The sequence below is a fragment of the Schleiferilactobacillus harbinensis DSM 16991 genome (genome assembly GCF_000425885.1).
Lineage (GTDB): Bacteria > Bacillota > Bacilli > Lactobacillales > Lactobacillaceae > Schleiferilactobacillus > Schleiferilactobacillus harbinensis.
Window position 1 is genome coordinate 80,031 of record NZ_KE384471.1, and the last position, 23,161, is coordinate 103,191.

General features: G+C 53.6%; 23 protein-coding genes and 1 riboswitch. Of the genes, 12 read left to right on the forward strand and 11 right to left on the reverse strand.

Annotated elements, in window-relative coordinates; genetic code table 11:
- Positions 1–19 precede the first annotated feature (19 nt).
- Entirely contained in the window at positions 20–1,396 is a 1,377-nt protein-coding gene (locus tag H627_RS18850) for an aspartate kinase (protein ID WP_035441405.1), read from the reverse strand.
- A gap of 516 nt (positions 1,397–1,912) precedes the next feature.
- On the opposite strand from H627_RS18850, the gene H627_RS0115795 reads away from it, so the two are divergent.
- From H627_RS0115795 to H627_RS0115810, 4 genes are all read left to right on the forward strand, one after another.
- Positions 1,913–2,764, forward strand: a complete 852-nt coding sequence (locus H627_RS0115795) for a MetQ/NlpA family ABC transporter substrate-binding protein (protein ID WP_051225503.1) — start codon at positions 1,913–1,915, stop codon at positions 2,762–2,764.
- A gap of 25 nt (positions 2,765–2,789) precedes the next feature.
- A complete protein-coding gene (locus tag H627_RS0115800) occupies positions 2,790–4,121 on the forward strand; it encodes a M20/M25/M40 family metallo-hydrolase (protein ID WP_027829693.1) in 1,332 nt (443 codons plus the stop codon).
- 101 nt (positions 4,122–4,222) lie between these two features.
- A complete protein-coding gene (locus tag H627_RS0115805; protein WP_027829694.1) occupies positions 4,223–5,272 on the forward strand; it encodes a methionine ABC transporter ATP-binding protein in 1,050 nt (349 codons plus the stop codon).
- Entirely contained in the window at positions 5,272–5,952 is a 681-nt protein-coding gene (locus H627_RS0115810; RefSeq protein ID WP_027829695.1) for a methionine ABC transporter permease, read from the forward strand. The genes H627_RS0115805 and H627_RS0115810 overlap by 1 nt, the downstream gene beginning before the upstream one ends.
- A gap of 45 nt (positions 5,953–5,997) precedes the next feature.
- Here the strand turns inward: H627_RS0115810 and H627_RS0115815 are convergent, their stop codons facing one another.
- Positions 5,998–6,231 carry a hypothetical protein gene (locus tag H627_RS0115815; RefSeq protein ID WP_027829696.1) on the reverse strand — a complete coding sequence of 78 codons (234 nt, stop codon included), beginning with the start codon at positions 6,229–6,231 and terminating at the stop codon, positions 5,998–6,000.
- Positions 6,232–6,447: 216 nt separating this feature from the next.
- Here H627_RS0115815 and H627_RS0115820 point away from each other — a divergent pair, with 216 nt between their 5' ends.
- Entirely contained in the window at positions 6,448–7,359 is a 912-nt protein-coding gene (locus tag H627_RS0115820; protein WP_309299782.1) for a phosphatase PAP2 family protein, read from the forward strand.
- A gap of 64 nt (positions 7,360–7,423) precedes the next feature.
- Here H627_RS0115820 and H627_RS0115825 read toward each other — a convergent pair whose 3' ends face one another.
- From H627_RS0115825 to H627_RS18855, 4 genes are read right to left on the reverse strand one after another with little or no spacing between them, the layout of a single operon-like run.
- Positions 7,424–8,341, reverse strand: a complete 918-nt coding sequence (locus H627_RS0115825; protein WP_027829698.1) for a DNA/RNA non-specific endonuclease — start codon at positions 8,339–8,341, stop codon at positions 7,424–7,426.
- Positions 8,342–8,343: 2 nt separating this feature from the next.
- A complete protein-coding gene (locus tag H627_RS0115830; protein WP_027829699.1) occupies positions 8,344–9,123 on the reverse strand; it encodes a YibE/F family protein in 780 nt (259 codons plus the stop codon).
- Entirely contained in the window at positions 9,123–10,172 is a 1,050-nt protein-coding gene (locus H627_RS20785) for a YibE/F family protein (RefSeq protein ID WP_162921626.1), read from the reverse strand. Before H627_RS20785 ends, H627_RS0115830 begins: the two co-directional genes overlap by 1 nt.
- On the reverse strand, positions 10,075–11,286 hold the full coding sequence (locus H627_RS18855) for a zinc-binding alcohol dehydrogenase family protein (protein ID WP_051225505.1): 1,212 nt from the start codon (positions 11,284–11,286) through the stop codon (positions 10,075–10,077). The genes H627_RS20785 and H627_RS18855 overlap by 98 nt, the downstream gene beginning before the upstream one ends.
- A 136-nt stretch (positions 11,287–11,422) precedes the next feature.
- On the opposite strand from H627_RS18855, the gene H627_RS0115845 reads away from it, so the two are divergent.
- The gene (locus tag H627_RS0115845) at positions 11,423–12,427 is read left to right on the forward strand and encodes a sodium:calcium antiporter (protein ID WP_027829701.1); all 1,005 of its coding nucleotides are present in this window, start codon (positions 11,423–11,425) and stop codon (positions 12,425–12,427) included.
- Positions 12,428–12,447: 20 nt separating this feature from the next.
- Positions 12,448–12,708, forward strand: a complete 261-nt coding sequence (locus tag H627_RS0115850; RefSeq protein ID WP_027829702.1) for a hypothetical protein — start codon at positions 12,448–12,450, stop codon at positions 12,706–12,708.
- On the opposite strand, the gene H627_RS0115855 is transcribed toward H627_RS0115850, so the two are convergent.
- Positions 12,705–13,601 (reverse strand): ROK family protein, encoded by an 897-nt coding sequence (locus tag H627_RS0115855; RefSeq protein WP_027829703.1) that lies wholly within the window; start codon positions 13,599–13,601, stop codon positions 12,705–12,707. The two genes, H627_RS0115850 and H627_RS0115855, sit on opposite strands and share 4 nt — an antisense overlap.
- A gap of 142 nt (positions 13,602–13,743) precedes the next feature.
- Here H627_RS0115855 and H627_RS0115860 point away from each other — a divergent pair, with 142 nt between their 5' ends.
- Complete coding sequence (locus H627_RS0115860) at positions 13,744–15,153, forward strand: MFS transporter (protein ID WP_035441410.1); 1,410 nt, start codon at positions 13,744–13,746, stop codon at positions 15,151–15,153.
- A 405-nt stretch (positions 15,154–15,558) separates the two neighbouring features.
- On the opposite strand, the gene H627_RS0115865 is transcribed toward H627_RS0115860, so the two are convergent.
- The 3 genes from H627_RS0115865 to H627_RS18860 form a co-directional block, all read right to left on the reverse strand.
- Complete coding sequence (locus H627_RS0115865; protein ID WP_150392182.1) at positions 15,559–15,870, reverse strand: hypothetical protein; 312 nt, start codon at positions 15,868–15,870, stop codon at positions 15,559–15,561.
- A 246-nt stretch (positions 15,871–16,116) separates the two neighbouring features.
- The gene (gene thiT, locus H627_RS0115875; RefSeq protein ID WP_146994562.1) at positions 16,117–16,719 is read right to left on the reverse strand and encodes an energy-coupled thiamine transporter ThiT; all 603 of its coding nucleotides are present in this window, start codon (positions 16,717–16,719) and stop codon (positions 16,117–16,119) included.
- A gap of 48 nt (positions 16,720–16,767) precedes the next feature.
- Positions 16,768–16,863: riboswitch (TPP riboswitch) on the reverse strand.
- A 62-nt stretch (positions 16,864–16,925) separates the two neighbouring features.
- Positions 16,926–17,834 carry an alpha/beta hydrolase gene (locus H627_RS18860; protein WP_226999183.1) on the reverse strand — a complete coding sequence of 303 codons (909 nt, stop codon included), beginning with the start codon at positions 17,832–17,834 and terminating at the stop codon, positions 16,926–16,928.
- A gap of 402 nt (positions 17,835–18,236) precedes the next feature.
- Here H627_RS18860 and H627_RS0115890 point away from each other — a divergent pair, with 402 nt between their 5' ends.
- The 3 genes from H627_RS0115890 to H627_RS0115900 all read left to right on the forward strand — a co-directional run bounded on the left by H627_RS0115890 (position 18,237) and on the right by H627_RS0115900 (position 21,668).
- Complete coding sequence (locus tag H627_RS0115890) at positions 18,237–19,295, forward strand: ABC transporter transmembrane domain-containing protein (protein WP_162143245.1); 1,059 nt, start codon at positions 18,237–18,239, stop codon at positions 19,293–19,295.
- Entirely contained in the window at positions 19,255–20,331 is a 1,077-nt protein-coding gene (locus H627_RS0115895) for an ATP-binding cassette domain-containing protein (protein WP_027829709.1), read from the forward strand. Before H627_RS0115890 ends, H627_RS0115895 begins: the two co-directional genes overlap by 41 nt.
- Positions 20,332–20,447: 116 nt before the next feature.
- Positions 20,448–21,668 carry a hypothetical protein gene (locus H627_RS0115900; protein ID WP_027829710.1) on the forward strand — a complete coding sequence of 407 codons (1,221 nt, stop codon included), beginning with the start codon at positions 20,448–20,450 and terminating at the stop codon, positions 21,666–21,668.
- On the opposite strand, the gene H627_RS0115905 is transcribed toward H627_RS0115900, so the two are convergent.
- The gene (locus H627_RS0115905) at positions 21,642–22,508 is read right to left on the reverse strand and encodes a helix-turn-helix domain-containing protein (protein ID WP_027829711.1); all 867 of its coding nucleotides are present in this window, start codon (positions 22,506–22,508) and stop codon (positions 21,642–21,644) included. The two genes, H627_RS0115900 and H627_RS0115905, sit on opposite strands and share 27 nt — an antisense overlap.
- Before the next feature lie 135 nt (positions 22,509–22,643).
- Here H627_RS0115905 and H627_RS0115910 point away from each other — a divergent pair, with 135 nt between their 5' ends.
- Positions 22,644–23,129 (forward strand): DUF805 domain-containing protein, encoded by a 486-nt coding sequence (locus H627_RS0115910; RefSeq protein WP_027829712.1) that lies wholly within the window; start codon positions 22,644–22,646, stop codon positions 23,127–23,129.
- Positions 23,130–23,161: the final 32 nt, after the last annotated feature.

Genomic DNA, 23,161 nt, shown 5'->3' on the forward strand with positions numbered 1-23,161 from the left:
TTTTCTTCGCCTGCCTTTCTCATTGGGCGTTATTATAATCCTCCGCGCTCAGCGCGTACAGCGCTTGGATCGCCGCGGCGGCCTGGGTGGTATCAACGCCCATGGTCAGGTTGATGCGGGCGGCGCCCTGACTGATGATCACCGGGGCAATTTCCACCGTGGCCAGTTGCGTCAGAATCTGGGCCACCAAATCTGTCCGATGCGCCAGTCCCTCCCCGACCACGACCACCATCGCCAAATTCGGAATCCAGCGCAGCACATCCGGCTGGACTGCCGCCCGAATCTCCCGGGTCATGGCCGTCTGAACCGCGGGAATCACCTGCTTCTGGGAAAATATAATCGTCAAATCATCCACCCCCGCCGGCATTTGCTCATAGCTTACGTGGTACTTGGCCAACACCTGCAGGATTTGCAAGGGGAACCGCACTTCGCGGTTCAGCAGGTAGCGGTGAATGTACAGGGCAATATGGCCGTTGCTGGCAGCAATTCCAGTGATCAAATGATGATGGTTGACCTCTTTGGTCGGTGCGATGAGCGTCCCCGGGGCCTCGGGGTCGTTGGTATTCTTGACGTTGATCCGCACATTCCCTTGAATGGCCGGGACAATGGCTTCGTCGTTAAAAACAGAAAAGCCGGCACAGGAAAGTTCCCGCATTTCGCGATAGGTCAGCGTATTGATTGCCCGGGGATGGGCAATGATCTGCGGATCGGCAGCATAGATGGCCGACACATCAGTAAAGTTCTCATACAAGTCCGCGTGCAGGCCGCGGGCGAGAATGCTGCCGGTGATGTCCGACCCGCCGCGCGCAAAGGTGGCAATATGGCCCTGGGCGTCGTAAGCAAAAAATCCAGGGACCACCAGAATTTCATCCGCTGGCAATGAGAAATTTGCCAGCCGGTCATAACTATCCGGCAGCAGCTGAGCCAGCCGCGGCGGTCCAGCAACCACCATGCCCAAGTCCTGGGGCGATACCCACCGGGCCGGCAGGCCTTCGTGCTGCAAAACGGCGGCGATCAGATGCGCGTTCATCCACTCGCCCTGGGCTAAAAAGGCCGCTAATAAGTACTCAGAATTGGGATAGTCTGATTCCTGCAAGGTCCGCAAGTGGGTGCGAAAATGATCGGCAATGGTCTCCCCGGCCAAGTCAAAGTAATCGGCAATGCTCCGATACCGGCCCAAAATCTGCCCCAACAACGAGGCCGTGTCCTGCCCCGCCAAAATAGCCGCTGCCAGCTCGCCCAGCAGATCGGTCACCTTAGCATCCCCGCCAAACCGCTTCCCCGGCGCCGACACCACCATCACCCGCCGCCGCGGATCAGCCCGCATGATCTCCACCGCCTTAGCCACCTGCGGCCCATTAGCCAAAGATGACCCGCCAAATTTAACAACCTTCACGATCAGTTCCGCCCACTTTCTCCCAGCCGTACCCAATTGGCTCTTAGTTAATCGATAATTCATCGAATTGTCAAGTGATGAGAGCCAAAAATCTAAAAGCTTGACAACCCCGATTTATCTGTTTATCATCGTGGTTAATCAATCAAAGAGCAGCGTAAACGACGAGAACAGGAAAGTAGCAAAGCCGAGACTGTACAGAAAACTCACACCAGCTGAGAGTGAGGTAGCCAGGCGGCGCGAAAATGGCCTGCGATCGGTGCATCGAACCTTCGGGTAAGACTGCAATGGCCGGCATCCATTACCATGCACGCGTATGACGACGCATTATTTGGCGTCTGTACGTTGGCGAGGTGTTTTGGCGTAAGCTGAAACACAAATTAGAATGGTACCGCGGAAAATCCGCTTCTAGTCACACTAGAGGCGGATTTTTTTATTTGCCAAAAGCTGGTCGGCGCCGACCAGCAAACTCGTACACGCCGCTCAACTCATTTTTTAAACCAAACGGAGGAATCAATCATGAAGAAATCAATCAAACGCACCCTGATCACCATCGCCCTGGCCTTGCCGCTCTTCTTCTTACTCGCGGCTTGCGGCAGCGGTAAGAGCAGTTCCGCCAGCTCCTCGTCAGCATCCCTAAAGACAGTCCGCCTGGGCATCATGGGCAGTGACGACCGAATCTGGAAAGCCGTCGGCAAAGTGGCTAAGAAGAAATACAACATTGACTTAAAGCTCACCAAGTTCACCGATTATAACCAGCCCAACGCAGCATTGAGCGATGGTTCCATCGACCTGAACGCTTTCCAGCACCAATTCTTCCTGGATAATTGGAACAAAGCCCACAAGTCGGACATCGTCAGCATTGGTGAAACCATCCTGGCCCCGATCCGTCTATATTCCCAGAAAATCAAGTCCGTCAAAGATTTCAAGAAGGGGGACGAAATTGCTATCCCCAATGATGCCACCAATGAAGGCCGCGCATTGAACGTCCTGGCCACCATCGGCTTGATCAAGCTGGACAACAAAGCGCTGCCCACCACGGCCGACATTAAGGAAAACAAGCTGGGCTTGAAGATTACCGCTCTGGATGCGGCCCAAACCGCCCGGGCATTGTCTGATGTCACTGCCGCCGTGGTCAACGATGGTGTGGCCAACGACGCCAAGCTGGACCCGAATTCCGCCCTGTATGTCGAGAAAGTCAACAAGAAGTCCGAACCTTACATTAACATCATTGCCGCCAACAAGAAGGACGCCAAGAACAAGACTTACCTGGACCTGGTCAAGGCCTATCAGACGGAAGCCACCAAGAAGCTCTTGAAGGAAATCTACAAGGGTGCCGACATTCCGGCTTGGGACATCACGCTGAAGTAAGACTTGCGAAAGGAGGACCTGTTTAATGAGTGTCGATAAGCAGCAGATCATCAGTCAATTTACCAAATACGTCGCCATTCCGTCGGTGTCCGCCCAAAAGAAAGGCATCCCGGAAACGGTCGCCTTTCTTAAAGAATTGATCACCAGCTTAGGCGGTCAAGCCGAAGTCTTCTCCGACTGGCCCAACCCGGTGATCCACGGAGAATTCACCCCGGCCCGCGTGACCGCGGCGACGCCAACGATCCTGTTCTACAATCACTATGACGTGCAACCGCCGGAACCGTTGGAATTGTGGGATTCTGAACCCTTCACCCTGACCGAAAAAGACGGCCTGCTGGTCGGCCGAGGCACGGCGGATTGTAAAGGCGACCTCATCGCCCGGCTGTGCGCCCTCACCTTGTACCACGAAGAACACGGCGACTGGCCGTGCCGGGTGAAGTTCCTGCTGGAGGGTGAAGAAGAAATCGCCAGCCAGCATTTAGAGAACTATTTAGAAAAATACGCCGACACCTTCAACGCCGACGTTGTGGTCTGGGAATCCGGCAGCAAGAACGCCCAGGAACAGCTCCAAATCACCGGCGGCAATAAGGGCATTTGCTGCATTGACCTGGTGGCCACCACGGCTGCTGAAGACATCCATTCTTCCACCGCGGCCTACATTGAGGGCGCTGGGGTCCGGCTGGTCCAGGCCTTGAGCACGTTGCGGGCTGTGGGAACGAACGAATTGCTGATCGATGGGTTAGCGGCTAAGATCGTGCCGCCCACGGACCGGGAAAAACAGCTGGTCGCGGCGGAATCCGTTGATCCAGCCGCCATCGAGGCCGCGCACGGGCTGACTCGGCCATTTCTGACCAAGGATATCGCGGGCGCAGCGGCTTTCTCCCCCACCCTGAACATTGCCGGCTTGACCGGCGGTTACGAGGGCGAGGGGGTCAAAACGGTGCTGCCCCACACCGCTCGGGCTAAGTTGGATATTCGACTGGTACCGGATCTGGACCCGGAAGAAGTTGCTGAGTTGGTCCGCCAGCATCTGGCCCGTCACGGTTTCGGTGATATTAAGGTAGAATACTTGATGGGGGAAAAGAGTTACCGCTCCGGCCTGGACGCCCCGCTGGTCACCCGGATCACGGATGTCGCCCAGACGGTCTACGGCAGCGACAAAGTCGAATTGCTGCCCAGCTCCGCCGGTACCGGCCCGATGTACTTGTTTAATCACTATCTCCACGCGCCGCTGCTCGCTTTCGGTGTGGGTTACGCCAAGAGCGGCCCCCACGCTCCGAATGAGAACATCCGCATTAGTGATTTCCATCAAGGCATCGACTTTCTCACCGATATATTCGCAGATTTAGCCAAGTAATCAGGCATCGTGGAATAACGTGCGCACCGATCCGCCAACCCCGGATCGGTTTGTGCGTTCTTCTATAGAAAGAAAGGGGCAACGCAACTCACATGGCAACCATCATTGACTTGAAAGACATCACCGTCACGTTCAAGAACAAAGCCAGCACGGTCCACGCCGTTCAGGATGTTTCTTTGCAGGTCGAAGCCGGGGACACTTACGGCATCGTCGGCTACTCCGGCGCCGGCAAATCCACGCTGGTCCGAGTGATCAATTATTTGCAAAAGCCCACCAGCGGTACCGCCATCGTCAATGGCCAAGCCCTGGGCAAGCTGGATAAAGACCAGCTGCGGGTCGCTCGGCGCAAAATCGGGATGATCTTTCAGCACTTTAATCTGATGAATTCCCGCACGATTGCCGGGAACATCGAATATCCCTTGCGCTACAGCAAACTGACCAAGGCCGGTCGGGCCAAGAAAGTACAGGAACTGCTGGCACTGGTCGGACTGAGCGATAAGGCAGACGCCTACCCCGCCCAGTTATCCGGCGGTCAGAAGCAACGGGTGGGGATCGCTCGGGCCTTGGCCAACGATCCGGAGATTCTGCTTTGCGACGAGGCCACCAGTGCCCTGGATCCTAAGACCACTGGGGAAATCATCGACCTCTTGAAACGGCTGAACCAGCAGCTGCACATCACCATCGTTTTCATTACCCACGAAATGTCTGCCGTGAAGTCACTGTGCAACCACGTGGCGGTTATGGAAGCCGGCAAAATCGTGGAACGCGGCGCATTGCTGGATATTTTCTCCAATCCTCAACAGGCGCTGACCCGCGACTTCATCAATACAGCGACGCAATTAGATACGGCGCTGGCAGAAGTGCGCAAGCAGCCAGCGGTGATCAATCTGCCAGCCAATGCCCGGCTCGTGCATTTATCCTACACCGGGGCCAGCACCGACCAGCCGCTGATTGCCGGCCTTTACCAACAATACGGTATCACCGCCAACATTCTGTATGGGAACATTGAATTCTTACAGGATGTACCGGTGGGCAATCTCATTGTTATTCTGACCGGGGACACGACGAAACTGCCCACAGCCTTCTCCCAATTACGGGATCAGGGCGTCACGGTCACCTTGCTGGATCCGAAAGGAGATGCGGTGGACTAATGTCTATTCTGAATAAGTTTTTACCCAACGTGATGCCCATCTGGGACCAGGTTTGGCAGGCGACCTTGGAGACGCTGTACATGACCTTCTTCTCAGCGATCATCGCAGGAATCTTGGGCCTGATCGTTGGCATCTTGCTGGTGGTTTACGATCAAGGCGGCATCATGCCTCACCCAGCGGTCTATAGCATTCTGGATAAGATCGTGAACATCTTCCGGTCTATTCCTTTTGTGATTCTGCTGGCTGTCATTTACCCTCTGACCCGACTCTTAGTGCACACCACAATTGGGAATACTGCTGCCCTGGTACCGCTGGTCGTGGGGACGATCCCCTTCTATGCCCGCCAGGTGCAAAACGCTTTGGTCCAGGTGGACGGCGGAATCATCGAGGCCGCCCAAGCAATGGGGGCGTCGAATATCGATATTATCTTCCGCGTTTATTTGCGGGAAGGCCTGCCGGATTTGATCCGGGTGTCTGTCTTGACTCTGATTTCCTTGATTGGCTTGACGGCGATGGCCGGGGCAGTTGGCGCCGGCGGCTTGGGCAATCTGGCGGTGTCCATCGGCTACCAGCGGTTCCAGAATGATGTGACCTTTGTGGCAATGATCATTATTTTGATTATGGTGTTCATTGTCCAAGGGGTGGGCGACTGGCTGACCCGGTTGACCACGCATGTATAAAAATAAAGACGCAGCCCGCGCGGGGTTGCGTCTTTATTTTTGAATTTATTTGGGATCAGCTTTGCTGAACAATTCTTCTTGGGTGACATCGTAGTAATCGACGTGATCGGCATGGTGAACGCTCACGAGAGCGCCAGGACGGTCATCATCTAATGTTTCCACATGCAGCTCAGTACCGGGTTTGATCACACATAAGTGCAAAGTGCCGTCAACGTGTTCGAACGCCCGCATGGGTTTGTTGACCGCGTATGTAGCGCTGAGTGATTGTTGTGCTAGCATAACGATTTCCTCCTTCTTTTTACCTTCTGACTTATTATACTCATTGACGCAGCAATTACCATGAAGTTTGCTTAAAAAATTCAATAACAATAATGTCACCGCATTCAATGCCGGAATGGAAGTCTTGTGATTTTTACTTTCTATTTACTGAAAACAGGTTATCCTGTGAAGCTGGCAGCGTATCCTAAAAGTATTAATGGGAGGTGATCCATCACCATGATGGAAGAACAAGACAAAACACGATGGTTTGGTATTTCTGCCCTGGTTTGTGTGGTCCTGATGGTAATCGCAACATTTGCGGATTTGGCCATCAGCAATACCGTCATTGACTACGGCAGCTGGTTCGGCACATTTTTCCAAACCTTTGGGGAATTCCCGGTCTATTTTGTTTATATCATCAGCGGCGAAATTGCCATGACTTATGCCTGGCGGAAGAAAGCACGGCCTTTATTCGCCGGCAGTCTCGCCCTGGGCGGGTTCGTCTTGACGGCGTGGCAAACCAAGCAGTACGTCAATGAAGAGGGCAGCTATATCGCGGCGATTCAAAGCAATCTAAAAAACGGTAAACCGATCGGCATGGCCAACAGTGATAGTGCCGCCGGCGCCTTGCCGGTGGCGGCGAATATCACCGTGACCCTGATCTTGCTCGTGGTCATCTCTATTCTGGTCCAACTGTGGCTGGCCAAGAAGAGTGACGCACAAATTGCCCAGCTGATGCTGGTGGCGGTCTTCGCCACGGCCACAGCCTGGTTTGCATCCCAAGCTAACGCCACGCTGAAACAGGATTGGGGCCGTGTCCGGCCCTATGAACTGAATAAAGCCCAAAGCGACTTTACCTCATGGCTGCACCCCAACGGCATCACTGGTCACAAGTCCTTCCCCTCTGGGCACACCATGGCGGCCACGCTGGCCATTGTCTTGTCTTGGTTTGCGACGGGCAAAGCCCGCCAGCGCTGGTTTGTTTTCGGCATCCTCTGGGGCGCTTTGGTCGGTCTCAGCCGGGTGCGGATCGGCGCCCATTTCTTCTCTGATGTGACTTTCTCATTTTTCTTAACAGCCCTGATCATCTACATCTTTGCTGAATTGATAACTTACCTGATCAACAAACGCGAAGCAATCTTACAGTAAGTGTACCGAACGCAAACAGCGCCGCCAGCTCAACTTCTATGAACTGGCGGCGCTGTTTTTGACACTACTGATTAATTTCGGTGACCCGCATGTTCCGGTCAATCGTATTTCTGCCGGTGGCATAGTCGAACTGCAATTGCGGTTCCACGTTCCAAATATAGACGTTGAAATTCAGCCGACCATCCGATGATACGGCTTGGGACCAATAACCTCGGGGCATCAATTCATTCCCCCGAAAAACCGTGGTCACCTGATAGATCACCCGCGCGCCACGCCCCAAGGCGTCCCGCACGGCTTGTTCATAGACCTGCATCGTCTTCTGGTTAGAAAATTCAGTTTGGGTCGCTAGATTCTTCGGGTTGTCGGAACTGCCCTCGGCCCCGGTCTGGGGTACGCCGTCACTATTCAGATTGAAGGTCATCGTATAGGCAATCAGATGGCCGCGATTGACGACGGGGATCCGGTCCCCATTGATCACCCGATACTCTTGATGCCAGCCGGTGGGCTGCCATTTCTGCGCTGGCCGACCGGCAGAACGGCCCAGGTTGGACCGTTGCAGATACGCCGTCACGGTGGTCGTTCGGTTCAGATTATCCAGATTGCCATAAGCAATGTGGTTGCTCTGCCAGGCGCTCATGGCCAGCGTACTCTTGCCGCTGTTGACATTGATCGCGGCCGGGTTGCCGGATTGAAAGGTCAGTTTGGCTAAAGCCGCATAAGTGGCCTGCCAGTTGCTGTCGCCCACGGCTGAGGACGACGCAGCGGTGCTGCTTTGACTCGTGCTGCTGCTCTGGCTGGCTGCACTGCTGACTTGGCTGCTCGGCGCGGCATCCGAATGGGTCGTCCCGCTGGGCGTACTCGCGCCGCCGCCAAAACGGGCGACGGCGAAGGCAATGATGGCAATGACAATCAGGGAGCCGAGGGTGATATGAACGGGTTGTTTCTTCCCTCGGCGATGGGTAGGTTTACGGCGTTTCGCCACGGTTAATGATCTTCCTTTCTGGCGGCTTGGGCCGCTTCATGCTGCAGGGTCACACTGACGACCCAGGTGGACAGGGGCACGGTGGCGACTACGCCCACGGTGGAAAGCAAAACGGAGGCCGCTTCGCTGACGAAGAGTTTATCGTTGAACAGCAGCCCTGGGGCATATTGCAACTGAACAAACCAGATAAACAACGCCAGGTAGGAACCGAAGAAGCCGAAAAACAGCGTGTTCAGTGCGGTGCCGATGATCTTGCCGCCGATTTCTTGACCGTCTTTGAACAGCTGGGCCGGGGTAATATCCGGCACTTGATCAGCGACTTCAAACAACCCGCTGGTCACCGCAATACTGGCCTCGGCGACGGCGCCCAGGGCTGACAGCATCAGGATACTGACGACGATCTGGCCAAAGGACACCCCGATCAGCAGCGAAAAGCCGCCGATATCCTCCCCAACCTCGTTACCAAAGCCCTGGATGTTGCCAAAGAACTGGATCAGCCAGGCCAGCCCGGCCAGAATCAGCATCACCCCGAGAGAAACAACGTAAGCGATCCGCGTCACCCGGTTGCTGGCGGCACTGAAAAAGACAACCACCGCGAGGATCACGGCACTGGCCAGAATCGTCGTCAGCACCGGCGGCGCCCCGAGGCCGAACAGAGTCACAGTAATAAACAGCAGGACAAAGTTCAATAGGAGGCCGAAGAAAATAGTCAACCCGCTCTTACCGCAAACCAGCACGAGCAGGACCAGCAGGATCACCCCTAAGAGACTGATCACACCCATTATTTACGCCCCCCTAAGAACAGCATACTGAGGAAACTCGTCAGCGGTACCGTGACGACGATGCCAATCGCGCTCACCAGAGATTGAACCATGCCAAGATACATCGTCCAGGTGAACGTTTGGCTGAAGCTGTTCCCGTTGTTTAAGTACAGAACGGCCATCGGGAAGGTGTCAGCCATGAAGATCAGAAAGAGGATGCTGATCAGTGGCCCCACGATCTCCCGGCCCACAGTCATACCAGATCGAAAGAGCTGCCAGCGGTGAACGTCTGGGGTTTCAATCACGATTTGCGCCAGCGCGGAGGAAATATCGGAAGTCTCATCCATAATTGCCCCTAAGGAGCCAATCATAATACTGGCCCAGAAGATTGGCTTAGGCTGTTGCAGCGCATAAGCCACCGCCTCATAATGCAGGCCGTTACCGCCGGTGACCTGCAGCACCAGCACAAAAATACCGTAGGCTAAAAAGGTGCCGCCCAGAGTCGCGATGCTGGACACCAAAAACTGCCGTTTAGGGCCTAAAATCAGGAGCAGCGTCACCAGCGTAAACAAAACATTCAGGGCCGCAAAGATCCACAGCATGGACGCCCCATAGCGCAGCAGCTCGAATTGAATGGCCAGCAAAAACAGAGCGATGTTTGCCACCACACTGAGGATGGCGATCGCTCCCTGCCAACGCATCACCGCCAACAAGACAACGGCCACCAGCCAAATCAGAAAAACGATCACCGTATCTCGTTTTTGATTCGTAATCGCCAGTTTAGTCCGGGCCTTATCCTGCCAGCTGATAAATACCTGCTGACCGGTCCGATACTGCTGATCCACCGCCCCGGAACGGGTATATACATTACCCGTACGGTAGGTTTTACCCCGGTTGGCGCCATTGAGCATTTTGACCGTCAGCGTCTGCCGCGTCTGATAATCTGTATTATTGTGTTCATCAAGGTTCTTCTTAGTGCTGCCGGTCTTTACCGCGATCACTTGGCCTACCGGTTGGGTGTACCAGGTGGCGTTGACCCGAGTCAGTACCAGCGCGGCGATCCCCGTCATCAGGACGACGACTAGGGAAAGCCACCAGTGTTTCATCTGCATAAGATTGGGGATCCTTCCAAACAATATCGTCTAACGCTTTGGCTTCCCCATCAAAGGGAGCCTGTAAAGTAATTTTACCAATCGTGTTCTTGGTTTCAAGCATGGCCTGTGCCTGGCGTAAATTACGGGCATTGATGCCGTGAAAATTATAGGCAATGGTTGAGCGCAGCGCCCCAGCGTCCAGCAAGGCACTCAGCCGTTGCAGAATCTGGCCCTGGGTCGCCATTTGATAAGCGTAATCGCTTTTAGAAAAAACATATTCCCAATCCAAACTAACGGATTTGTTCTTCAGCCAGGCCACCGGCAATGAATCATCGGTGGCCACGATTGAGCCAACATGGCCCATGGGTGCGATCAAATCTGCGATTGCCCCAAAATAAGGTACGGGATCATACAGGGTGGCAATGTAGTCCACCATATCGTACCCCAAAGCCTGGACTTGCGGAGTTAAATCACTATGATAATCCGCTAATTTATGGATTCCGTATTTTTGCAGCCAGGGCCAGTTGACGCGACTGGCGACGGCGATCACGTCCAGACCGGCCCACTGGGCGAGCTGGACCAAAATACTGCCCACCCCGCCGGCGGCATTGATCACCAGCATGGACCCATGGGTCGCGTGCGCCGCGGCGGGGATACTCATTCGTTCAAACAGCAATTCCCAAGCGGTGACGGCGGTCATCGGCAGCGCCGCGGTTTGGCCCAGCGTCAAACGCTGGGGGGCTTTGGCAATCAGGCGATAATCCACCAGCTGATATTCAGCATTGCTGCCCGGGCGCTGGGTGGAACCAAAATAAAAGACCCGGTCGCCGACGGTGAAGTCCCGCACATCGACGCCCAACTGGACGATTTCCCCCACCGCATCGAAGCCCAAAACATGCGGCCGCTTTTGGCCGTGCAGCGCATGGCGAATGCGCACATCCACCGGGTTGACTGAGATCGCCAAGATTTTAACCAGTACATCATTCGGTCTGGGCGTCGGCACAGGCAGCCAAACATCTTGCAGACTCGCTTCATCACGAATTGGCAACGTTTGGAAAGCCGCAATCGCCCGCATCATTTTGGGCACCATCTGCTCATCTCCTTGTCCATAGTATAACAGTCCGACCGGTGGGAACATTGATAACTGCTCATACATCCGCCCACACCACACCATACCCGGGCAGGATGGTACAATTAAGTTAAGAAAATAACAAAGGAGTGCCTTTATGACCGCATTCATCACGACCCTCCCCATGTGGGGCCTCGTTGCGATCTTTCTCTTGACCCTCGTTCTCCTCACCCGGGCGGCGGATATTCTCGTGGATCACGCGATCCACTTGTCCCAGGATGCCGGCATCTCAGACGTCGTCATCGGCGCCACCGTGGTTGCGTTAGGCACCACCCTGGCTGAAGTGGCCATCGCTGTGTCCGCCATCTTTCAAGGCGTGACCGACTTCTCCGTGGGCAACGCCACCGGCTCCGTCATCACCAACATGAGTATTGTGCTGGGCGTTGGGGCTATTGCCGGGACGATTCCGGTCGCGCGGCACAATCTCTCCCGGGTGCAGCTGCTGCTCACCGCGTCCCTGCTGCTGATTTTTGCCGCCTGTCTGACCCTAATGTCTGGCCGAGGATATATTCCCCGCTGGGTCGGGATCGTTTTCCTGCTGCTGATTCCCGCCTATTTGTACCTGATCATTCGCCAGAATAATCAGGATAAAAAGAAAACAGCCAGTACGCCGGTACCGGCACCGCCGGATAAAAAAACAGCGACCTGGGTCCGCCTGCTCTGGATTATCGGCACCGGTCTGGTCATTGCCATCAGTGCTAATGCGCTGGTTGATGCCAGCGTGGAAATCGCTGGCCGGCTGCATATCAGTGACGCCATCGTGTCCGCTACAGTGGTCGCGCTGGGCACCAGCTTTCCAGAATTAGTGACGGCTTATTACGCAGCCAAAGGCGGCTTTGGCGGTCTGGCGCTGGGCAACATCATCGGGGCCAACGTCATGAATCTGCTGCTGGTAAACGGCCTGACGATCGCTTTTTCGCCAGCCACCATATATTTGCCTAAAGTTTTTTACTTCGTGACTTTCCCCATGCTGCTGTTGGTCCTATTATTAGTAGGATGGTTCATCATTGACGGCTCCCGGGACGAGATCGACAACAAAGAAGGGATCGCCCTGGTGGCTGTTTACGGGCTGTATGTTGCTGCCTATATTTTTGTCCTATGAGAAGGGAAGAAAGCATACCTATGGAATCCACTCATGCCGTTGGCTGGTTCGCAGTCAGTGCCGTATTCGGCGTGGCCAGTCTGGTCAGTGCCATTATCGTTGCCAACCCGGCGTTCCGCGGTTTTGCCATTTTATTGGCCGGCCTGATCGCGATGTTTCTGACCACGATCTGCTACACGTTGTACATGAGCAAAGAAAAACACCAACGGCGGCTCGTCCTCACCTTACTGGGGGCCGTCGTTGGTGCATTAACGCTGATCTATATTTTTGTGATGCCCTAACTGATTGATTGTCCGCCTTCCGGCCGGCTCTGGCGGAAATCCACCGCGGCACCGATCAAGTTGGCTTGGCTGCGGTAATGGGCCAGGGCTAATTCCGGCATCCAGGGCGCGATTTTGACTTCGTCCAGAATATCCTGCAAATACCGCTTCAGTGTCGGAATCAGCCAATCAGCCTGGGACACGCCGCCGCCAAGAATCACCTTATCCGGATCAAAGGCATAACTGAGGTTGAAAATTGCCGTAGCCAGTGCCTTGTAGAAAGTCCGGGCTTCTTCCTGAGCAAGGGCGTCGCCCTGTTGGGCCAAAGCAAACACGGCCTGGCCATCATAAGTTTTGCCGTCCGCTTTCCGGGCGGTGTAGCGTTCCGCCATGTGCACCGGCGAGCCCAGATCACTGAGCGTATTGTGACTGTCCATGAGCATGAAGCCGAATTCCCCGCCAAATAAATGGCGGCCGTGGATCACTTGATGATTGACGATGACGCTGCCGCCAATACCGGTCCCGATCACAATGAATAAGAGATTGCTGGTACCTGCGCCGGCCCCGCTGGCCAGTTCCGCCAAGGCGGCACAATTGGCATCGTTCTCCATACTGACGGGCAGGCCAAAGTGCTTCTCCAATTCTGGAATAATCGGAAAATTATGAATATACGGAATCGCACTGGCGCCTTCAATGACGCCAGTTTTTTTATTCACTGCCCCCGGTGAGCTGATACCCACGCCCACTGGTGCATAGTCTGCTTGGGCCTGCTGGACGATGGCCGTCAAGGCCGCATAATACCCCGCTAAATCCTTAGGGGTCGGCACACTGCCTTGACTCACCAGCTGATCATCATGCAGTACGCCGTGTTTGATCGACGTCCCGCCCACATCAATGACTACGAGATCTGACATATCGTTTCTTCCTCTCTGAACCATTCTCATTCCAGTTTAGCAGATGCTGAAGCCGGTTGCAGAAAAATGCAATCGGTGCCAGTTTAGAATCATTATTGAAACGGTCATGAAAATAGCTTATGCTAGTTTCGAGGTGATTTTCATGGTAACTCACGATATCCAACTGACCAATGGCCGGCAGCGTACCGCTTTTATCGGCACACTATTGCTGGGCACGTTCGGCATGTCCATCAGTCAGTCGTCCTTATCTACGGCGTACCCCACGCTCATGCGTGAATTCGCCATCCCGGCCAGCATGGTCCAATGGCTCACCACTGGATTCATGCTGGTCATGTGTTTGTTAATTCCCACGAGTCCGTGGCTATTACATAACATTCCATTCAAGAAATTATTTGTCAGTGTCGTGCTCACATTCAGTGCCGGCACCCTGCTCTGCGTCGTGGCGCCAACGTTTTGGGTCCTGGTTTTGGGCCGCATGCTGGAGGCCGTCGCCGTCGGTATTATTTTTCCATCGTACCAAACTGTTCTGCTGATCATCACGCCCGTCCCTGGCCGAGGCAGCGTCATGGGGCTGGCGGGCTTGATCATGGGCAGTGCCCTGGCCGTCGGGCCCATCGTGTCGGGGGTCGTTTTGAACTTCACCAGCTGGCGCGGACTCTTCGTCTTATTCCTGGTGGTCATGGCCATCGTCTTGCTGCTGACTCCCTGGGCGATTCAGGATGTTGTCGGCCAGTATCCCAGTGAGATCGACGGCTTGTCCGTGGTATTGGGCTTGGGCTTTATCGGCGTCCTATACGTGCTGACCGAAAGTGTTTCCGCTGATCCGCAATGGGGTCTTTTAGGCGGTTTGCTGGTGGCCAGTGTCCTGGCGATCGCCTGGTTCATTTATCGCCAGCTGCACCGGGATAAGCCGTTGTTGAATCTGCGGGTCTTCACCAGTGGTATTTACACGAAATCCGTCTTTCTGACCGGAATTTCATACATTGCCCTGATCGTCACAACGATCTTGATGCCGCTGTATTATCAAAACGTGCTGGGCACGTCCGCCTTGGTTTCTGGCCTCGCAATGGTCCCAGCGGCTGTTGTCTTAGCTTTGCTCAACCCGATCAGCGGCCGCTTGCTGGACCGGATGGGCGGCAAATGGGTCGTTTTGATCGGCCAAAGTTTGATCGTTGTCGGTATGGCCGCGATGATTTGGGCCGCCAGCCAACGCCTGCTGGTCCTGTCGATCATCATGGCCGCCTTCATCGAAAGCGGCAACGCCTTCGTCATGATGCCCAGTGTGACCATGGGGGCCAATGATTTACCGGAAGATCTGGTCGCCCATGCCACGGCCGTCACGACCACTGCTCGGCAGTTATTCGGCTCCGCCGGCGTCGCTATTGCGACTGCCCTGCTGACGCTGTTTACCAATCAAAACGCCGGTTTAGGGAAGATTCCCAGCCAAGTCGTCGGCTTCCAATGGACGTTCTTCATCTTCGCGCTGGTTGGTGTCGGTGGCGCGCTGATTGCCTTGACGCTGCCAAAGGGCCAAGTCAAGAATTCCAGATAAGACCACATTTCGAAATTACGCCACCTAAACGTCACAAATTCTTCGCAATTTCCAGATAATATAGAAAATGTCAAGAGCGAGGCAGTTAATGTAAGTCCTCGACTTGATTGCCAACAACAGCAAGCAACCAAAACTTTTTCTTCATGTTGATTTTCCTCCCCCAACAACCTATCCAACAGTTCAGCCAACCAGCCTCCCCCTGGCAGTTGAACAATAAAAAGAAGCACCGTCGACCCGATACCAGGCGACGGTGCTTCTTTTTGTACAGAGGGCGCAGGCCGACGGTTAGCGGCGTAGGCAGAAGGGCGAAGGACCAGAAAACCCGCGCTTAGGTTTACTGGTCCTTCACCCTTCTGCCCTAGCCGCTGTCGGCGGGAGCCCGTTTACGCGGAAGCTGTCAGGCCCTCACTCCGCCGGCCGCTCGCCCAACCGATGCAGCTCACCAGCATAAATTCCAATATACTGACCATCGCCAGCTTCACGGTAACTTTGCAGCGTCACACTGATCGTATACCGGCCGCCGTCCCATGTTTGCCGATAAGTCATCGTCTTGGGCGGTAATTGGCCTTGGAACACCCGCACGACGCCGTCAATATTTCCATCGTAAACGATCACTGAACCGGCGGTATCCGCGCTGGCCGTCGTACTGGGCATGGCCGCCGTAATGCCTAATCCAGCCGCCACCGCCAGCAATGCTGTCATTATCTTAGCTTTCATGGTGCCCACCCTTTCTCTTAACTGATTATCCAATCACCCAACACTATCAGCATAGTCAATAATATCGTCAGTGCCGTTAAATTGCTTTTGTGCAAGCGATTTATTCAGCAAACCAGCATATTGCCGTACTAAGCAAATTAAAAAAGTGATATTCTCGAACCGGCCTATACCAGATTCAAGAGAGAAAATGCCCACCATAGCCAAATTACTGACCACAGCGGGCATTATCTGCTTTGTTTAAATTAACTAATGAGCCTCTTCAATATGCCGATTCCGATTCGACACCACAAATAATTGCGGTGCGATGGAGGCCAGTACGCCCAGGACCACCGCCACGTAAATCAATCCCAAAACAGCACTGATCCCGTTAACATACAGGCTGAACAGCCACACATTCCAGCCTTTGGGGGCATAAGTACCCCAGTAGAAGACCCCAGCAATGAAGTGGAAGAAATACTTGGCAATGGTGCCGATTAGGCCGCCAATGAAAATATAGCCCACGGCCATGCCCAACTTGCGGTCCTTCAAAGCGTCTCGCAGCGGCAGGGCCACTAAGCCAGCCAGACCGAGGACACCGAACGCGACCGGATATTCCATGATAATCTGGAGCGGGTTCAACAGATTGCTGCCGCCGCGGAGCATGGCATCCAGCAAGCCCCAAATCAAACCGGCGATTGTTCCCACCTGCCAACCCCGCCGCTCAGCAACCAGAATCAACGGCAGCAAGCCCCACTGCAATTGAATCCCCAACCCGCCGATACTATGGGGAATATAACTCAGCGCCATGGCCAGCGCGGCCATGATGGCGCCCTCGATCAAACCACCGAGGGTAATCTTTTTCTTCAACATAAAAAAGCCTCCCTAATGTTTGAGTTTCCAAGCACAAAGGAGGTATTTTTCAATACCACGCACAATTCCTACGCTCGCATTAACGAACAGGTTCGAAGGGTCCGATTACTCGTTCTCAGCCAGATGGCTCCCCCTTGTGTGGTTTCTCATTTAGTTTTTCAAAAGCTATCATACCATAACTGGATTGCTTGGCAAGGCCCTTCAGATCACGGCTGACCGTACAAAAACTTATTAATCTTATTCAGCACCAGCGAGTCATCATGAAGCATGCTGTGTTCCCCGGGCAAGCCGCGAACTTCAATTTCACTGAAGGACTTAACGATGGGCGCCAAAATATACCGAATCGATTTGGCCGAGATCACGGTGATGTATTTGTCCGTATTCGTCCCATTGTTCAGGTTGCCGAACACATTTAACACCTTGGCATCTTTCGGGAACCGATTACGGCTCAAGAGCATTTCTAAATAAGTTGGGTTCATCAAAATCGGTCGGCCGCTCCATGTGAAGCGGTTGAAATTCGGCAAATCGCCCAACGCAACGACGCCATCAAAGGGACCGCCCACCAGGACCAGCTTATTCAGCTTGGGAAACTTCGGATTATCGTAATTCCGCATTTCGGCAAACACCAGCGCTGTGGCACCAACTGAATGGCCCACCGCATTGTATTGGGTGAAGCCGTAGCGTTCTTGCAGGGCGGGCAGGACTTTTTCTAAATAACGCGAAATAAACCGGGTACCGACCCAGTTATCCTTAAAGACCACCTGCACGATGGGATGCGGGTCGTTGGTCCAATTCCCCGCGTAGGACATTTTACCGCCGCCCTCGTAAGTGACCTGCAGCCAGCTGTCCTGGCGGGTCGCTTTGGCCGCCGATTCCACCATCTGCTGGGTTGAATGGGCGCCGCCGCGGAATCCGTGGACGTATAATGTGGGAATTTGTTTGACTAAAAAATTGCCATCGTTGGCCGGCAGATCCAACCGCTGCTGAGCCTGAGCCTCCACCTTCTGCGATGCCGCCCGCCGTTTCGAAAACCGGGTAAACACCGGCAGCAACCCCGCGCCGGCAATGAAGCCGGCCAAAACCGCCCCTAGGTCGGTGATTGTTTCGCGTTCCAAAATCTTTCCTCCTCGAATATTGACCTATCTACTATAGCATAATGGCGGTAAAACAGCTTGAAATCGGGACAGACGCGTGCTCACAGGGACTTCACAACTATTTTTAATTTTCATATTGCCTTTTATCATTATTGGTGGTATCTTTAGGCCATCATAAATCAGAGGAGGGTTGTCCCATGATGCTGCGCGAAAAGATTTTCTCTCGTTTTGCATTGGTGTTCTTTGCCGATGCACGCCAGAAAATTGAATCGGCAGCCTAATCCTCTGAGTAAGTGGGATTAAGGCACCTGTCTTTTGTGGTGCCTATCATCCATCGTTTATTTTTTGAGCCGCAGCTGCCGACGCACAGTTGACGGCTTTTTTGGTTTCCGCAAACAAAAGAAAAACGAGAGGATGATCAGCATGGATAAGCATTTACGGCACTATCTCTGGGAATTTAAGGGACCAAATTCATTATTAGTGATCATCGTACTATTCATGGCGGTGACGCAGACCGCCAACGGGATTGGCAGCGCCAATGCCTTGACGGCCCTGGTAGCCGGCCAGTTTCCTAATTTTTTTCTCTGGGTGGGGCTTATGACCGCGGCCTATGCCCTGTACTGCGGCTTAATGGGCGTGCAGCAATATCAGTTTTCGCGCTGCCGGCAACTGATGAATACCGCTATTCGCCGAGACATCACCGCTCGGCTGAGCGATACCAGCTACGAAGTCTTTCACAGCCAATCACCGGCAGTCTATGCCTCTTGGCTGACGAATGATGTCCACACCATTGGGGTCAACGGATTCTACGATGCCTTGGAAATTGTCGAGTCTTCCTTTTCCGTCATCTTTGCCGCGGCAGCCCTCACGGCATACCACTATTCCCTGAGCATCGCAGTATTGGTTTTGGCCGTGGTCGTGTACCTGGTCCCCAAGGCGTTCGACACGTCTTTACAGGCCCATTCACTAGCGATGACCCACGCCAATGAACAGTTGATGGGCCGTATCTCAGATGTGCTGAGCGGCTTTGATGCTTTGAATTTACTGAGCCTGCGCAAACTCCTGGTCAAGCGGACGGTGGCCGCCTCCAACGACGTGGCGGTCCACGTCAATTCCTGGCAAAAAATGTACGGCATTACGAATGCGACGATTTGGGGTACGAGTGCGATTTGCCAAAACCTCGTTCTACTGCTCACCGGCTACTTGGTATGGCAGCACCTGGTCCCTGTGGGCACGGTGAATGCCAGCATGAATTTTGCCGGTCTAATTTTCTCCGGTCTGACCGATGGACATTATTACTCAAGTATTCACTGTGACCTTCGCCGCCATCGCGCTGGCGACATTCCATTATGTTTTACTGCTGACGACCCTTGTTCTGGCTGTCGTGATGTATCTGGTGCCCAAGGTCTTTACCAAACCGGTGCAAAGGCGTTCGCTAGCCATGACTCGCGCCAACGAGCGGTTAATGAACCGGATTTCTGACGTACTCACCGGCTTTGATGCCCTGAATCTCTTGAATCTGCGCAGGCTCCTCGTACAGCGAACCGTCGCTGCGTCTCAGGATGCCGCAACGCACATCAACGCTTGGCAGTGGATGAACGGGGTTACCACCGGAGTCATCAACGGTGTCAGCGGATTGTGTCAAGATGCGATGCTGCTGCTTACCGGTTTCATGGTTTGGCAGCATCTCGTCCCCATCGGCACGATCAATGCCAGTTTGAATTTTGCCGGCACAATTTTTGCTGGAATGACAGGTATTATGACCTCCGTTATGGACATGGCTTCAGTCGCTCCAATCTTCGAGAAGTTTGCCGCCGTACCTGTCCGTGATACCGCCGGCCGAAAACCCGTCGGCCGCTTCCACACCGCCTTGCAGATGCAGGATATCACCTTTGCCTATGATCCAAACAGCCGCCCAATTCTCCAGGATTTCTCACTGACGGTGGCTAAGGGGCAAAAATACGCCCTGATTGGCCCTTCCGGCAGCGGCAAGTCCACCGTGCTGAACCTGCTCATCGGCAATCTGACCGACTATCAAGGCACCTTACGTTATGATCAAACGAATTATCAGCACATCACGCCAGACAGCCTAATTAACCAAGTGACCTATCTGGATCAAACACCGTTCATGTTCAACGATACGCTGAAAAATAATCTGACCATGAATGAACCGTATTCGGACGAGACCATCGCTGCGGTGATTCAGCGGGTGGGCTTAACCGATTTGGTGGCCAGTTTGCCCCAGGGCTTGGCCACGATGGTGGAGAAAGACGGCCGCAACCTGTCCGGCGGGCAAAAGCAGCGTGTCGTCCTCGCTCGGGGATTGCTGCAGGGTCGGCAAATCGTCTTCACGGATGAAAGTACCGCTTCCCTGGATCCAGCATCAGCGCAAGCGATTGAAAAAATGATCGTCACCGATCCGCATTTGACCGTGGTCATGGTCACCCACCATCTGCGGCCGACCATTGCCCAACAGGTGGACCGGGTGATTGACAGCACCGAATTCGTTCCCGCTTAGTGTCATGTTTTCAACTTAATTGTTTGCACAAAAGCAACTTACGCGCTGTAAGCTGCTTTTTCTGGCATACTGAGCATAGTGGTGGGACTGATTGTCACTTGTAGGAGGCAAAAAAAATGAAGAGATGGGGATATTCACTTCACTTTGAACTGCGCAAACGTCCCTGGGTCTGGCCGGTCGTCTTGCTTTTGACAATTGGGTTGAGCGTTGGCTTTTGGCAGCAGCGGCAAGCACGGACGCAATTTATACAAGACTATGCAGGTCGTTTAGAGAAATGGTATACGCCGCACAAAAAAGCTGGCAAGGCAGAAATAACGGCCTTTAAACGGTCACCAGCCGCTTACCACCAATGGTACATGGACTCGCTGGCGGTCAATCTGCAAAAGAAACCGCAGACGATGGCCCTAGACGGATTTGGGGTCCGTATTTATAATGACATCGATACTTCTCGTGGTGCGTTATCTGCCAGCATCAGTCGGACATATACCCAGTTTCTATACATGAAGCAACACAAAATTGCCCCAATGTATCCAGATAGTCTGAATGTCGAAACCAGTACTGGCGATTTGGCCGGACTCAACAATCAATCAACTCAGATGGTGCTGCGCGATAATCCCCACTACTATTTGCAGGGCTGGTATTACCTCTGGTACTTGATTCGCGCCAATAGTGTCATCCTGCTATTTTTGGTGGGTATTCTACTGACAGGCCGCCAATGGGCGAAAGAACTGGCCAACAAGAAAGCCCACAGCGATTGGTTGCTGCTGCAAGGACAACGGACGTTGACACAACTGGGAAACCAATTTAGTATCATCTTCTATACGTTTGCTCAGATTGTTCTGTTACCCCTAGGACTGGTTACGCTCGGGATTGGACTCGGCGCCGGCTGGGGCGACTTGCGCTATCCCGTGTTCGGCTTTTCCAACCCTGAGGGCCTGGGCCTCGCCGAAAGCTTTATGCCGCTGCGCAGTTATCTGTTCCAAGCATTCGGCTTAATCATTTTGCTGATCCTTTTTCTCACTTTGCTGAACATGGTCTTCGCTCAGTTATTCCGGAATAGCTGGCTGACGACGGTGGGCCTGTTGCTGGTAGTGGGGATCACCCAAGTGATGCCGGCAATTCCAAATTTTCCGCTGACCTATTTCCGAATCAACGAGACGATTACCGGTATCTTGCAGAAAACCGCGGATAGCGACGCGTTACAGCCGCAAAGTGCGCTGCTCAATTTGAGCTGGTGGTGTCTGGCTCTGTTGATCATCGTTTTGCTGCCCATCATCAGCCAGCAATTCCACCAGTTTTGGCGGACTGCCTCACACCGGTACCTGCAACAAGCGTAGCCAGCGCAAATCGGCCTGGTAGATCGCTGGATCAACGGTTTGAAAGAAAGCCAGCTTGGTTTTAATAGCTAACAAATAATCCCCGTCCCGAGCGTCCAGGTAGTTGGCCGCCAGTTCAATCAATTGGGCCCGGTAAGTGATCAGCACACTGTTGGCTCCCGCCAGATACTGTTTGGCATCATGGATCATCCGGTACGTCGTGTTCCAATCCCCCTGACGGAGCCAAACCACTGCCAGCTTAGCCAGCGACGAGCCCACCAACCCGGTGTAATCCGGCAATTGATTGGCCGCAAAAGAACGCATCATATTCCGGTACAAGCGCAGGTTCAAGGCCGCCGAAAGCGACGGTACGGCTTGGTTGAAAATAAAATATTCCAGCTTGAACCAAGTCGGCTCTTCTGTCAGATAATCTGCAATCCGATCCTGGTCAGTGGCTGCAAACTGATACTCCGGCACAGTGATCCGCGTGATTGCCCCATTGACCACCATAACCAAGATTTGAGCCGGAATGCTCCCCTCCGTATTTTGCTTAAGCACCTGCACAGCCTCTTGCAGAGCTGGCCGATCCGCCCGCCGATCGGCCAGCTGAATATCGTCCATGAATCGTTCAATCACCGTGGGTTGTAAGGCACCAACGATATTGAAAAATTCGGTGCCGCTCATCCCCGCTGAATGCAGGAGGGCAATTAGATTAGCCGTGGAAATCATCGCCAGGCCGCGTTCAAACCGGGACACGGTACTGGCGTCCAACCCGCCGCGTACCTGATCAATCGTTAGGCAGCGGCGCACTCTGATTTCGTGAAATATCTGGCCATAGCGCTTAGCAAGCTGATCGATCATCAAACTTCCTCCCTTATGCTATAGGATACTTGTTTTTGTCATCAATACAACCAAGCGTTGGAAGACCTATACGTTACAATTTCAATGATTGGTGAGACTTAAATCGGTGATTCTGTTGAAAGGAGTGCTTTTAACATGATGACCACCCAAAACAAAACGCAACCTGTCAATTTTATCCAAGCCATGAAGCTTTTCTACACCAGAGCGTTTGATTACAGCGGTAGGAGCAGCCTCTCGGAGTATTGGTGGTCAGTACTGGGCGCTTTGCTCATTATGACTATTCCCACAATGCTATTTGCATGGGCAAGCGGCAATGCAGATACCACTACCGGCAATCTGTGGTTAGTAATGGTTCCCGAAGCCTGGCACAATGCACCAATCTGGACGGGTATCTTCATCATTGCTTTTGTCATGGCCGTTGTTCCCATGATGGCCCTGATTGTACGCCGCTTTCACGATGTCGGCCTCTCCACGTGGTGGGGCGTTTTACTGGGCATCGTCCCTTATGTCGTCAATGCCAGTCAAATCTTCCGTCGCAACGGCATCGTCTTGATTGTGATTCTAATTGCATCAATGCTTGATCTGTATATCATTTGCAAGCCGAGTGCACCGACTGAGTAATTAACAGGCAACACAAAAACACACCCGCTGAA

What these genes read in the sequence shown, in the direction of transcription:
- H627_RS0115795 (WP_051225503.1), top strand. Translation starts at nt 1,913, where the DNA reads ATGAAGAAATCAATCAAACGCACCCTGATCACCATCGCCCTGGCCTTG.
- H627_RS0115895 (WP_027829709.1), top strand. Translation starts at nt 19,255, where the DNA reads ATGACTCGCGCCAACGAGCGGTTAATGAACCGGATTTCTGACGTACTC.
- H627_RS0115855 (WP_027829703.1), bottom strand. Translation starts at nt 13,601, where the DNA reads ATGTCAGATCTCGTAGTCATTGATGTGGGCGGGACGTCGATCAAACAC.
- H627_RS0115865 (WP_150392182.1), bottom strand. Translation starts at nt 15,870, where the DNA reads ATGAAAGCTAAGATAATGACAGCATTGCTGGCGGTGGCGGCTGGATTA.
- H627_RS0115890 (WP_162143245.1), top strand. Translation starts at nt 18,237, where the DNA reads ATGGATAAGCATTTACGGCACTATCTCTGGGAATTTAAGGGACCAAAT.
- H627_RS20785 (WP_162921626.1), bottom strand. Translation starts at nt 10,172, where the DNA reads ATGACGGGGATCGCCGCGCTGGTACTGACTCGGGTCAACGCCACCTGG.
- H627_RS0115910 (WP_027829712.1), top strand. Translation starts at nt 22,644, where the DNA reads ATGATGACCACCCAAAACAAAACGCAACCTGTCAATTTTATCCAAGCC.
- H627_RS0115815 (WP_027829696.1), bottom strand. Translation starts at nt 6,231, where the DNA reads ATGCTAGCACAACAATCACTCAGCGCTACATACGCGGTCAACAAACCC.
- H627_RS0115820 (WP_309299782.1), top strand. Translation starts at nt 6,448, where the DNA reads ATGATGGAAGAACAAGACAAAACACGATGGTTTGGTATTTCTGCCCTG.
- H627_RS18855 (WP_051225505.1), bottom strand. Translation starts at nt 11,286, where the DNA reads ATGGTGCCCAAAATGATGCGGGCGATTGCGGCTTTCCAAACGTTGCCA.
- H627_RS0115850 (WP_027829702.1), top strand. Translation starts at nt 12,448, where the DNA reads ATGGAATCCACTCATGCCGTTGGCTGGTTCGCAGTCAGTGCCGTATTC.
- H627_RS0115830 (WP_027829699.1), bottom strand. Translation starts at nt 9,123, where the DNA reads ATGGGTGTGATCAGTCTCTTAGGGGTGATCCTGCTGGTCCTGCTCGTG.
- H627_RS0115800 (WP_027829693.1), top strand. Translation starts at nt 2,790, where the DNA reads ATGAGTGTCGATAAGCAGCAGATCATCAGTCAATTTACCAAATACGTC.
- H627_RS0115810 (WP_027829695.1), top strand. Translation starts at nt 5,272, where the DNA reads ATGTCTATTCTGAATAAGTTTTTACCCAACGTGATGCCCATCTGGGAC.
- thiT (WP_146994562.1), bottom strand. Translation starts at nt 16,719, where the DNA reads ATGTTGAAGAAAAAGATTACCCTCGGTGGTTTGATCGAGGGCGCCATC.
- H627_RS0115905 (WP_027829711.1), bottom strand. Translation starts at nt 22,508, where the DNA reads ATGATCGATCAGCTTGCTAAGCGCTATGGCCAGATATTTCACGAAATC.
- H627_RS0115845 (WP_027829701.1), top strand. Translation starts at nt 11,423, where the DNA reads ATGACCGCATTCATCACGACCCTCCCCATGTGGGGCCTCGTTGCGATC.
- H627_RS0115900 (WP_027829710.1), top strand. Translation starts at nt 20,448, where the DNA reads ATGAAGAGATGGGGATATTCACTTCACTTTGAACTGCGCAAACGTCCC.
- H627_RS0115860 (WP_035441410.1), top strand. Translation starts at nt 13,744, where the DNA reads ATGGTAACTCACGATATCCAACTGACCAATGGCCGGCAGCGTACCGCT.